The organism is Planococcus sp. TJ-201 (assembly GCF_058268495.1).
The window spans coordinates 41,255-53,128 of the sequence record NZ_JBZDOG010000009.1 but is presented as its reverse complement, the minus strand read 5'-3'; the positions used below and the strand labels follow the sequence as shown (position 1 = coordinate 53,128).

13 protein-coding genes and 1 riboswitch are annotated in these 11,874 nt (G+C 44.6%); of the genes, 7 read left to right on the top strand and 6 right to left on the bottom strand.

Annotation, left to right across the window (positions count from 1 at the left end):
- Positions 1 to 115: 115 nt before the first annotated feature.
- The 4 genes from AC4EG4_RS17250 (at position 116) to AC4EG4_RS17235 (ending at position 3,696) form a co-directional block, all read left to right on the top strand.
- Positions 116 to 1,348, top strand: coding sequence for an aminopeptidase (locus AC4EG4_RS17250; protein ID WP_490988521.1), 1,233 nt, complete (start codon positions 116 to 118; stop codon positions 1,346 to 1,348).
- Between the two features lie 85 nt (positions 1,349 to 1,433).
- On the top strand, positions 1,434 to 1,574 hold the full coding sequence (locus tag AC4EG4_RS17245) for a hypothetical protein (protein WP_490980002.1): 141 nt from the start codon (positions 1,434 to 1,436) through the stop codon (positions 1,572 to 1,574).
- A 183-nt stretch (positions 1,575 to 1,757) separates the two neighbouring features.
- Complete coding sequence (gene mreBH, locus AC4EG4_RS17240; protein WP_490988520.1) at positions 1,758 to 2,765, top strand: rod-share determining protein MreBH; 1,008 nt, start codon at positions 1,758 to 1,760, stop codon at positions 2,763 to 2,765.
- A gap of 364 nt (positions 2,766 to 3,129) precedes the next feature.
- Positions 3,130 to 3,696, top strand: coding sequence for a beta-class carbonic anhydrase (locus tag AC4EG4_RS17235; protein WP_490980004.1), 567 nt, complete (start codon positions 3,130 to 3,132; stop codon positions 3,694 to 3,696).
- Positions 3,697 to 3,703: 7 nt separating this feature from the next.
- Here AC4EG4_RS17235 and AC4EG4_RS17230 read toward each other — a convergent pair whose 3' ends face one another.
- From AC4EG4_RS17230 to AC4EG4_RS17220, 3 genes are all read right to left on the bottom strand, one after another.
- Positions 3,704 to 4,186, bottom strand: a complete 483-nt coding sequence (locus AC4EG4_RS17230; RefSeq protein ID WP_490988519.1) for a DinB family protein — start codon at positions 4,184 to 4,186, stop codon at positions 3,704 to 3,706.
- Positions 4,187 to 4,273: 87 nt separating this feature from the next.
- Positions 4,274 to 4,822 (bottom strand): GNAT family N-acetyltransferase, encoded by a 549-nt coding sequence (locus tag AC4EG4_RS17225; protein WP_490980006.1) that lies wholly within the window; start codon positions 4,820 to 4,822, stop codon positions 4,274 to 4,276.
- A 1-nt stretch (position 4,823) separates the two neighbouring features.
- Entirely contained in the window at positions 4,824 to 6,623 is a 1,800-nt protein-coding gene (locus tag AC4EG4_RS17220) for a M3 family oligoendopeptidase (RefSeq protein ID WP_490988518.1), read from the bottom strand.
- A 194-nt stretch (positions 6,624 to 6,817) separates the two neighbouring features.
- On the opposite strand from AC4EG4_RS17220, the gene AC4EG4_RS17215 reads away from it, so the two are divergent.
- Positions 6,818 to 7,552, top strand: coding sequence for a TspO-related membrane protein (locus AC4EG4_RS17215; RefSeq protein WP_490980008.1), 735 nt, complete (start codon positions 6,818 to 6,820; stop codon positions 7,550 to 7,552).
- A gap of 101 nt (positions 7,553 to 7,653) precedes the next feature.
- Here AC4EG4_RS17215 and map read toward each other — a convergent pair whose 3' ends face one another.
- Positions 7,654 to 8,406 carry a type I methionyl aminopeptidase gene (map, locus tag AC4EG4_RS17210; RefSeq protein ID WP_490988517.1) on the bottom strand — a complete coding sequence of 251 codons (753 nt, stop codon included), beginning with the start codon at positions 8,404 to 8,406 and terminating at the stop codon, positions 7,654 to 7,656.
- A 133-nt stretch (positions 8,407 to 8,539) separates the two neighbouring features.
- Positions 8,540 to 9,115 carry an energy-coupled thiamine transporter ThiT gene (thiT, locus tag AC4EG4_RS17205; protein ID WP_490988516.1) on the bottom strand — a complete coding sequence of 192 codons (576 nt, stop codon included), beginning with the start codon at positions 9,113 to 9,115 and terminating at the stop codon, positions 8,540 to 8,542.
- Between the two features lie 97 nt (positions 9,116 to 9,212).
- A riboswitch (TPP riboswitch) is annotated at positions 9,213 to 9,311 on the bottom strand.
- Between the two features lie 146 nt (positions 9,312 to 9,457).
- Here thiT and AC4EG4_RS17200 point away from each other — a divergent pair.
- Positions 9,458 to 10,531 (top strand): M20 family metallopeptidase, encoded by a 1,074-nt coding sequence (locus AC4EG4_RS17200; RefSeq protein ID WP_490988515.1) that lies wholly within the window; start codon positions 9,458 to 9,460, stop codon positions 10,529 to 10,531.
- Positions 10,532 to 10,596: 65 nt separating this feature from the next.
- Positions 10,597 to 10,743, top strand: a complete 147-nt coding sequence (locus AC4EG4_RS17195) for a hypothetical protein (protein ID WP_185960110.1) — start codon at positions 10,597 to 10,599, stop codon at positions 10,741 to 10,743.
- Positions 10,744 to 10,951: 208 nt separating this feature from the next.
- Here the strand turns inward: AC4EG4_RS17195 and AC4EG4_RS17190 are convergent, their stop codons facing one another.
- Complete coding sequence (locus AC4EG4_RS17190; RefSeq protein ID WP_490988514.1) at positions 10,952 to 11,863, bottom strand: SGNH/GDSL hydrolase family protein; 912 nt, start codon at positions 11,861 to 11,863, stop codon at positions 10,952 to 10,954.
- Positions 11,864 to 11,874: the final 11 nt, after the last annotated feature.

Here is an 11,874-nt window from a genome sequence, read left to right as displayed (position 1 = left end):
CATAAACTTTTATAATGAAAAAGGCAAGAAAAAGATTATTTCGAATATCGTTATAAAACATTGCAGGCGGTGACTGAAAATTGCTACTATAGAAGAGATGAGAGGAGAGATTTATTTGACATCTTTTAATGAAAAGTTAACCCGCTATGCTGAATTGGCTGTAAAAGTGGGGGTAAATATTCAACCAGGCCAACAGCTTTACATTGCTGCTGCAATTGAGGCGGCGCCGCTTGTACGCCTGATCACAAAACAGGCATATGAAACAGGAGCAAAACAGGTGTATGTCGACTGGAACGATGATGCTGTATCACGTTTGCGTTTTGAGTTGGCACCAGAAGATTCGTTCGCAGATTATCCAGCATGGAAAGTGCAGGAGCGTGAGCAATTGGCTGAGCAAGGAGCTGCTTTTATCAGCGTGGTTTCACAAAGCCCGGACCTTTTAGCTGGAATCGATTCGAAACGCATTGCTGCTTTTCAAAAAGCGACTGGGCAAGCATTGAGCAAGTACCGCCAATATGTCCAATCGGATAAAATCAGCTGGACGGTCATCGCTGCACCTTCGCAAAAATGGGCAGCAAAAGTCTTTCCGGATGTCCCAGCGGAACAGCAAATGGATACATTGTGGGATGCAATTTTCAAAGCAGTGCGTGCAGATCTTGACCAGCCAATCGAAGCATGGAGCGAACATGACCAATTGCTTCATACTAAGGTCGATTATTTGAACGGCAAGAAATACGCCAAACTTCACTACAGCTCACCGAAAACCGATTTGGAAGTCGGACTTCCAAAAGGACATCTATGGTGTGGAGCTGGGTCAATCAATGAAAAAGGCGATGCTTTTATGGCGAACATGCCAACTGAAGAAGTGTTCACAGTGCCGCATAAAACTGGTGTCAATGGCTATGTGTCCAGCACAAAACCATTGAGCTATGGCGGAAACATCATTGATGACTTCAAAGTGACATTCAAAGATGGAAAAATTGTTGACGTGACTGCTGCACAAGGTGAAGATGTGCTAAAACAATTGGTTGCTACAGATGAAGGATCGCATTTCCTTGGCGAAGTGGCGTTGGTTCCTCATCAATCACCCATTTCCGATTCAAATATTTTATTCTATAACACCCTGTTTGACGAAAATGCGTCAAACCACTTTGCCATTGGAAGTGCTTATGCATTTTGTATCGAAGGCGGAAAAACAATGTCTCAGGATGAGTTGCTGAAAAATGGCTTGAACCAAAGCATTACACATGTTGATTTCATGGTCGGCTCTTCAGAAATGGATATCGATGGAATTCTGGAAGACGGCACCCGCGAAGCCATTTTCCGTGGCGGCAACTGGGCATTTTAAGTATCGATAATTCGACACTTATTTTTTCCGGCAAAATCAGGTATACTAAATATTGATAATTACAGTTTAGAGAGGAGTTATCATTATGTTTTATGGCATCACTGTTGTTCTTGGCTTCATGGCCGTGATCTTCATGTTTTTCTTTACGCTTCTACACTTTCTTGGAAAAGAGTTGCATCCACATGATGCAGAGCACGTAGACCCAATTCCTGAAAAAAAATACTAAGCGACTAAAACCGGCTTCTTCATTGAAGCCGGTTTTTATGTTATCTTCTCCCGAAGCCCTGCAAAAATTTAAAAAATTTATCCAGTTCTCTACTCTTTAGGTTCCTTCGGCTCTATCACTTCCGCTTTGGCAATGGTAAAATCCGTACTAGTTAGCGTCTTTATTCATAGGAGGAATTTATATATGTTTTCTGCAATAGATATCGGCATCGATTTAGGAACTGCAAACATATTGGTTTACACAAAAGCAAAGGGCATTATCATCAACGAGCCTTCTGTGGTTGCATTGGATTCAAAAACACGGGAAGTCCTGGCCATCGGTAATGAAGCAAAAGCCATGCTTGGCAAAGCTCCCGATTCCATTCTAGTCGTCCGACCTTTAAAAGATGGCGTCATTGCAGATTTTGATGTGACGAGGGAACTCTTGAAAATCATTATGCAACGAGCAGCCAAACAGCTCGGCAGTGCGTTTCGGAAACCCAACGTCATGGTATGTACACCTTCAGGAGCTACCACAGTAGAACGCCGCGCTATCCACGACGCAGTTAAGCAAAGCGGTGCTAAAACGGTTCACTTGATCGAAGAAACCGTAGCGGCTGCTATAGGCGCAGATTTGCCAATCAGCGAGCCCGTCGCAAGTGTGATCGTCGACATTGGCGGCGGCACGACAGAAGTCGGAATCATTTCTTTTGGCGGCGTAGTTTCTTCCAATACGGTCAAAGTGGCCGGCGACCGCATGGACGAAGATATCATCCAATACGTCCGCAAGCATTATAATATCCTGATCGGTGAACGCACTGCCGAAAACATCAAGAAAGAAATCGGTTATGCACCCGTTCCCCATGAAGTGGAACACATGGAAATACGCGGCCGCGACATCATGAGCGGATTGCCAAAAACCATCACGATCAGCTCTCTTGAAACACAGCAAGCATTAAAAGAATCACTATCCGCTATTTTGGAATGCATCCGTGCAACCTTGGAAAATTGCCCTGCTGAACTTTCCGGCGATATGGTTGACCAGGGAGTTGTCATTTCCGGAGGAGGCGCCTTATTAAAAGGCATGGAGGAATGGCTCACAAAAGAAATTTCAGTTCCTGTCCACATCGCCCCGCAACCTCTAGAGTCAGTCGCGATTGGAACAGGACTGTCGCTCGGCATGATTAAGCAATTAGAAAAAATGTCACGTTAAGTTACGACAGACGGAAGCACCGTACAGTTCTGATGGACCTCAGACAGGCCGGATGGCTTATAATCCTGGAATCTCAAAACGAAAAAGCTGAAGACATACCGATCTCCTCGGTTCTGCCTTCAGCCTTTTTGTTATTCGGACACTTATCGCAGTAGAAAAACGGCTGTATAAACCGAAGAAGCAAACGTTTATCCATCGCTCCGGGCAGGACTCCCGCAATATTTCTGAAAAGCATCGTTTTATGACAGAAACAATGAATAGTATGACTTTTTCCCTAATTTTCTGCACAGCTGTTATTCAATTCGTCTTTTTCGGAAATTTAGATTAAACTTAAAACGTATTAGTCAAAAAGGAGGATATATCAATGGCTTTATTGGATGAAATTTTGGAATATAACGAAGGGTTCGTGAAAGAAAAGCGTTACGAAGAATTTATGACCACTAAGTTTCCTGACAAAAAAGTTGTTATATTGACATGCATGGATACGCGTCTTTTTGAAATGCTGCCAAAAGCGATGAACTTTAAAAACGGTGATATCAAAATCGTCAAAAGTGCTGGAGCCGTTATTAACCACCCGTTCGGAGGCATCATGCGCAGTTTGTTGGTAGCCGTATACGAATTGAATGCGGATGAAATCTATATTATCGGACACCACGACTGTGGCATGGCTTCCATTAAACCTGAAGAGATGTTGGAGAAAATGAAAAAACGCGGAGTAGATGAAAAAACCATTGATATGATGGAATATTCCGGAGTGGATTTGAAAGGCTGGCTCCGTGGATTCGACGATGTGACGGAAAGTGTGGCACATAGCGTCAACATGGTGCGCAATCATCCCCTTCTCGATATTTCAGTTCCTGTCCATGGCCTTGTTATCGATCCAACCACAGGCAAACTGGATGTTGTCGTAAATGGAAACGAAAACCGCTGAGAAACTCTCAGCGGTTTTGTTTTTGATAATAGATATAATCGAGGGCTGTTCCCTCTTTGCCAAATTGCCGAAGAAACGAGGTAATCTGTCCTCTATGGTAACTGGCATGATTCACAACCGTAAACAGCATTTCTTCACGCGTTGAAGAAAAATCATCTCCACGCATATTTTGATACTCAAGTGTTTCCTGCCACTGCTCTTCGGACAGCGAAGCGAAAAACAACTCCATTTCCGCATGCAGCAGCTCAAAAGCATCAATCGCTTGTTGGGTTGTTCCTACTTCGAAATGCTCGAATGCCGGTTTGGCTATACCAGACATTCGCAGCAGCCACAGTTTTTCCACACCGATCACATGCGCAATGGTTGCATGAATGGAAGAAAAAGAGTTGGCTCCCTCTTTCTGATAAAACTCCTCACCGGTTTTTTGAACGTGTTCCAAGCAAGCCAGTGTCGCCCATTTGTGATAAGAAAACAGTTTTTCTGTATTCATCCTTTACGCACCTTCCTCCGCTTTTACTTACGATTCAAACCAGCGTTGCATTTCTTTCCACCATTTTTTGTAGGTGGCCTTGCCCTTTCAAAATTCCTGCTCAATCATAGCGTAGTAATAATGGTCTTTCCATTCGCCATTGATATAGAGAAACTCCTTTAGCAAGCCTTCCCGACGAAATCCGGTTTTTTCCAATACCCGAATTGATCCCTCATTATCCGGAGACACATAGGCCTCAATACGGTGGAGACGAAGTTCTTCGAACCCAAAAACAGTCATCAGCTTGACCGCCTCCGTAGCAATGCCCTTGCCGATATAAGCTTCATCGATTGAGTAGCCGACCAAGGCACTTAAAAAAGGCATACGCTTCACACTGTAGACAGAAATATGACCGATCAGTTTTTTTGTCTCATGCTCAAAAATTCCTACGCTGTATTCCCGGTTTTCTCTTGCCTGATAGATTGATTCCCGAATTTTTTCCCGCTGAACGGCTGCTGAAAAATAACTGTCCCGATGACGCGGTTCATATACAGACCAATAATCCCGGTTGCGCAGCAGCAATTGAACCATCTCTTCTGCATCGTCTACCGTTAAACTGCGCAGGTAACAAGTCTGCCCTTCGAAAAGCAAATTCATACTAGGCCTCAGCAGATGTCAGCGAAATGAATTCCTCGGCATCCTGGACACATAGAGCGATTCCTTTTTCCCAGAAAGCCTGCTGGGTAATATCTTCGCCCAAATGCTTTTGTGCCAAGTCTTCTGCTGACATCACTGCTGTATCACGAAGCAATGCCAAGTATTTTTCTTCAAAGCCGCTTCCTTCTTCCAATGCTTTCGCATAAACACTCAAAGAGAACAAGTAGCCGAAAGTGTACGGGAAGTTGTAAAACGGCACGTACGTAATATAAAAATGCAGTTTAGATGCCCAGAAATGCGGATGCGTCGATGCCAATCCGCCTGCAAATCCTTCTGTCTGTGCCTGCTCCATCAATTCATTTAACCGGGATGCCGGTACAACGCCTTTTTTGCGTTCTTCATAGAAACGGGTTTCAAAAAGGAAACGCGAATGGATGTTCATAAAGAACGCCACACTGCGCTGGACTTTATCTTCCAGCAACGCAATTTTTTCTTCCTTGGACTGCGCATTTTTGACTGCCGCATCTGCCACGATCATTTCAGCGAATGTCGATGCAGTTTCAGCTACATTCATTGCATACGACCGGTTCAAAGAGTGGACAGGACGAAGCGCATAAGTATGGAACGCATGGCCAAGTTCATGCGCCAAGGTCGCTACATTGGACATGGATCCACTGTAAGTCATAAAAATACGTGACTCTTCACTCAGTGGCAAGCCGGTACAAAATCCACCTGGCCGCTTGTTCGGACGGTCTTCGGCTTCAATCCAGCCTTTTTCAAATGCTTGCTGCGCGAATTGCTCCAGCTCAGGTCCAAATTTCCCAAACTGCTTAAGAATGAATTCTGCACCTTCTTGATAAGAAAACTGCTGGGTGCTTTTTGTTACCGGTGCGTCCACGTCATACCAATCCAGTCCGTCTTTGCCCAGCAGTTTGCCTTTTTGGTTTAGATAGTTGACGAAAGGCTGCTTGTTGTTGCTAATGGCTCCCCACATAGCGTCCAATGTTTCCTGCTTCATGCGGTTGATATGCAACGGCTCCTGGAGAGGATTGTCCCATCCACGCTTTTTATAGGTTTCCAAACGGAATCCGGCGATGGAGTTTAAAGTCTTAGCGAAAAACTCTTCTTTATCTGTCCAAGCCTGTTCCAGTTTTTCGTAAGATTCTTTTCGCACTGCTGCGTCTTTATGTGAGCTTAAGTTATTTGCCTGCCCAACGGATAACGATTTAGGTTCACCATCCACAGTAACCGTAACTTGGATTTCTCCAACCAGCATATCGTACAACTGGCTCCAGCTATGGTAGCCATCTACGCCTAAAGCGGTAATCAGGCTTTCTTCTTGTTCAGACAGCAGCATCTTCGCTTCTTCGCGCCATTCGTTCAAAATAAAAGTGAACTCCCGCAACGATTCTTCTTTGAGCAGCTCTGTCCATCCCCCTTCTTCTGTTTTCGACAAATCTTGTTGAATTTTTTGGAATGAATTTTGAAAGCGCGCTGACAGAGAAGAAGCTTCACTTTCCAAAACGCCTGCTTTTTTATCTTGTGTATTCTGAGCCATCAGACAGCCGATAAATGCACCGGATTGGCTCAGATGCCGCATCACACTGTTCATGTGTTCAAGTAAATCGGCTACTTTTTGAGCATCTTCTTTTTCAGTCGGCACTTCAAATTGGTGGACCAACTGTTCGAATGCAGAAATTTTTGTTACTGCTTCGTCCATATGCAGCCGTAATTCCTGTGATTCACTGCCTCCTGGAAATAGCGTATCCAAGTCCCATACTTCCGGATATTTAACTGTCATGATATTGCCCCCTGGTAAACTAAATTTTCTAAAAATGCTCCTTTAGTATATCATTTTTCTTTCCGGAATCGGAACATTATTCCACTTCTCGAGAAAACACTTCACCTTATCGCCATTTCTAGGAATTTTTTTGGAAAAGGATATTTGTTGATTGAAACGGCTACCGTTATACTGAAATGAAGGAGGGATTCCGCATGATTCGTATTTTGCTTATGACAATCGCTTTTATATCCGTAGTTGTCATGAATACTTTAGCAAACACCTTGCCATTGAATAACCAAACCACAGGCGAAATTTCTAATCGGCTTCTCGTCCTATTTACTCCAGCTGGCTATGTATTTTCGATTTGGTCTATCATTTATCTATTGCTGGCTGTTTGGATCATTGCTTTCTGGGTGCGTTTTAAAAAGGGAGAGATTCCTTCATCCAAGATCGCTTTGTTTTTCATCTTAAGCTGCATCTTTAATATCGGCTGGCTGCTGTTGTGGCATTACGAGTTTTTTGCTTGGTCAATCATTGCAATGCTCGGATACCTGGTAGCGTTGATCGCCCTTTACCTGCAATATGGAAATTCGGAACGAACTTTTACTGAACGGCTTCCAATTTCAGTTAATATGGGTTGGATCAGTGTTGCAACCATTGCCAATATCAGCTTTGTTCTGACTTATTACAATTGGAGCGGATGGGGACTCAGTGATCAGCTCTGGACAGTAATCATGCTGACAGTGGCGACTGCACTCGCTTTGCATATTCGCTTCCACCATTTCGATATTCCGTTTGCCGCGGTCTTCATCTGGGCATTTATCGGAATCGCCGTCAAGCATGGTACAGGTGAAATGCTGGTAACAACAGCCTCTCTTTTCCTGAGCGGTGTTATCTTAACCGGTATTTTGCTCATCAAAAAAAGAACGGCTCCAGCAGTTCAATAAAACTGCGGACTACTCGATACAAACGAGTAGGTCCGCAGTTTTTTTGCAGAAAAAAAGATCCGGTTTATGGACCGGATCTTTTTGTTTCTCTATTTAATTTGTTATTTATCCAGCTTGGTAAGCAAAATGGGTTCGCCTTTTGTGACAAGAACCGTGTGCTCAATCTGCGCCACCAAAGATTGGTCCGGCGTAATAAATGTCCAGCCATCGCCAGATTCTACAATGTGCTCGGCTTTCTGCGAGATAAATGGCTCTACTGCCAGCACCATGCCTTCTTTCAGGATGGTCGTCTCCCATGCATCGTAATAATTTAAAATGTGCTGAGGAGCTTCGTGCAACGATTTGCCGATGCCATGGCCGGTCAGATTCTTGATGACGAACAATCCTTGTTCTTTTGCTTCGCGTTCAACTGCTTTGCCGATTTGGTTAAGCTTTGCACCAGCTTTTACTTTTGTCATCGCACGATCAAAAGCCGAAGCAGCCGCCTCACAAATTTTTTCTTTGTCCGCATGCCCTTCCCCAACAACAAACGAAATGCCAGTGTCAGAGAAAAAACCTTCGTATGAGCCGGAAACATCGATATTCACAATATCCCCATCCTGGATTACGCGGTCGCCCGGAATGCCATGAGCTACTTCTTCGTTAACGCTGATGCACGTAAATCCTGGGAAATCATATTCCGATTTCGGACCGGAAACACCGCCAAGCTCCTCAAAAAGTTTACCGCCTAATTCATCAATTTCCTTGGTAGTGACACCGGCTTTGGTTGCAGCCTTCATCGTTTCCCGAATTTCAGCTACCATTTGGCCAGCTTTTTTTAACATTTCAATATCTTTTTCATTAGTTGCTATCATCAATGACCCTTCTTTCAAGCTTTTCTATTCAAGAATTATACCACAAAATTAAATCACAGGCTCCTGGTTCGGTCCATTTTATCCCTTGCATTGGCATAGAAAAGAAGGCTGTCCAAGGACAGCCTTCCCATTTTTAGGCTTCTGCATCCACCAGCTTTGGGGCTGCCGCAAAAAGCGCAGCACAGACAAAAGCCGCCAGCAAAAATACCGGTATCATATAAGTTGCATTGTAGATGACCGAGTAGATGACCACATTGCCTTCAGCAAACATGCTGAAGAACAAGATCCCCGTCACCACGTGAACAAGATAACGAAGCGCCGAAGCAATCAATACACCCAATACAATTACCGTAAGCATCTTTCCAGTTTGTTTGGTTTGTGCATGCTGCAAGTATTTTGTGCGCATGACGCCTGCCAGACCTACCACTCCATATGCCAAAAGATAGTCCAACAACACTTGCATGACGACGAATCCAAACGACAATGGTGTGACCGAGATAAAACCGGAAACAATTTGCAGCAGACCCACAAGGAATCCCGTCAGCACACCGGCACCGACTCCTCTTCTAAAAGCGATCAATACGATTGGAATCATCACCAGACTGACAGATCCGCCTTGTGGCATCCGGAACGAAATAAAATCCAGAACAAACCCAAGAGCTGCGAAAATGGCGATTTCCATCATTAACAAAACTTTTTTATTTCTCATGACTTCCTCCTTAATGTGTGATGCACATCACCAGAAGGGCCGTGAATAAAACCATATTAAAAACGACGCCAGGACAGAGCCTGGCGCCGTTGTAAGGGCCGGTTTCCATCCACATCCCTGCGCAAGTGTTAACTTACAGGTTCAAAGGGTAAGAACAATTTGTTCACTCTCAGCAAAAGCTCCCCTTGTGGTGTATACAACTATTTGACTTTCACCTGTATTGTACACAAGCCTCCTCTTTAATGCAAGGCTGTTTTAAGATAGTCTGATAGGGTAAAGAAATGAATAGAAAAGCTAATTGAAAGGTGGTGGAGGCAGCCGAGATTTCGGGCTTGCCAAAAAATGATTGAACTATTAAAAGACCTAATCAAAATTCAAAGTGATACAAAAGAAGGAGCAAACGAGGCTCTTCTTTTTTGTGCAGATTGGCTGAAGGAAAAAGGCGAAACGGTCACTGTCCATGACAACGAAGGCTATTTGATGTTGACCGCAACTAAAGGCCAAGGCGAAGAAACTTTAATTTGGAACGGCCACGTAGACGTTGTTCCAGGCCATAAAGAACAATTTTCTCCAGTCGAAGAACAAGACCGTCTTTACGGACGAGGGTCTGCAGATATGAAAGCCGGGGTTGCCGCAATGATGCAGGCGTTTATTGAACTCGACAGCAGCAGCCTTAACCGTATCGTTCAACTGCATATCGTAACCGATGAAGAAATTGGCGGCCGCAACACGTCGAAGTGGCTGGTTGAACAAGGATACCATGGCAACTTTGTTATTTGCGGAGAACCGACTGGACTGAAAGTTGGCCTGCAGTCCAAAGGTATTTTGCGGATGGATATGACGTTCAAAGGCAAACCTGCCCACGGTAGCCGTCCATGGGAAGGCATCAATGCCATTGAATCGGCGATGAAGTTCCATATGGCGATCACGGATCTGCCATTCCGAAAAGAATCAACCGAATATTACGAGCACCCTTCCGTCAACCTGCCAATCATTAAAGCAGGCGACCGCTATAACGTTGTTCCTGAAATTTGCGAAATGTCCTACGATATCCGCTTTATGCCAGGACAGGACAAAGATGAAATAATCCGTCAACTGGTAGAACTGGCTGATACATTAGATGTCGATATGGAATATAAAGCTTCAGGCTCTACACCTGCACTTACTACGACAAAAGAAAATTTATATATTCAAAGTTTGCAAAAAGCGATTTTGGACACAACTCAACAAGAACCCGTTTTATTCGGCCAGCACGGCGCAGCAGACACCCGCTACTATGCGGCAGTAACCGGCGGCGAAGGTGCTATTGAATTTGGCCCGAGCGGCGATGATTGGCATGGCAACGCTGAATATGTGTTGATTTCAAGTGTCCATTCTTATAAAGATATCTTGTTGGCACATGCGCAATCTGCATAAAAGGTTTGCAATCCGAAGAATTCGGGAAAATGATAAGTATTAACCCCATGAATGGAGAGATTTAAATGGCAATTGGCAGACTATTGAAATCAGCGATAAAATACGGACCGATCGCGTACCCGATCATTCGTAAAGTTTTAAATAAAAGAAAACAAGGCAAAGCTGGACAATCAGCTCCTCAACAGCCTGATACGCGTGGCAGAAAACGCTAAAATAAAAAAAGTTCCGGCATACACATGCCGGAACTTTTTTTTTTGGATTAAGAAATCAGCTTAAAATTCACGGGCGCTTCCGCTTTTCTTTGTCCAGACTTCAGCGCCCAGCTCTTTGGGTCATAAGCCAACCCAGCTGTGGGGCAAAGAGCGCCACACTGCCGGTCTGTCTTATGCCCAGCAGAGCTGCACGGGCGCTTCCGCTTTTCTAGATATAAGGCATTGCTTCGCGCAGTGCAAAATAACCGGTTGGGCTATCGTCAGAAGGCCGCTGTGCTGTTTCGTCAGCTTCGTTATCCTCAGCATTTTCTGGCTCTTCCTGATCCTGTGCTTCCATAATTTGCTCGAAAGACAATGGGTTCGGCGGCGGCATTTCAAAATCTTCCACCGTCCAAGCTTCCTGGTATTCACTGAAAAACGCATTCGCCATGGCCTGATAACCCGCTGCATTCGGATGAACATCCGCTGGATTCGGAACTTTATCCACTGCATTTGAACCAAATGATTGGTCTACTGATACAAAAACAGCCCCTGCCTTTTCAGCCGATCGCTGAAGAATTTCATTGAGCCGGTCAAGCTGTTTGGCAGTTCCGTTCTTTTGGCTGTCACGAACGTGCGGGTAAGCAAAGTAATACCCCATCACGTAAACCGTTGCTTCAGGGGATTTTTCCGTGAGTTCTGCCAAAATCAAGTCCATATTTTGTCTTGCCTCGTTAAGCGCAAAATCCACTTGAACTTGTTGGAAAGTCAAAGACCCCTGTGCCGCGTCTCCCTGGACAAGGCGCAAAAGATCGTTTGCCCCGGCCGAAACAGTAATAAGATTGGCTGAAGACAACACTTCTTCCGCTTCCTCACTTAGGATGCTGTCTAATACATCTGATGTGGTGAATCCTGGAAAAGCCAAGTTTTTCGAATAAAATGCCACCGGCTGATTGCGCGACAGCTCTTGGGCGATCAAATCTGCGTAACCGGCATCTATTTGGCGGTCAGGCGTCTGCCCTGCTGCAAGTGAATCGCCAATAGCGATATAAGCCGCTGGAATTTGAAGTTCAGCCTGTGCAGCAGCTGTTCCGCTAAACAGCAGAAATCCGGCCATTGCCGCTATCCAATACTTCTTCATTTCAATCACCT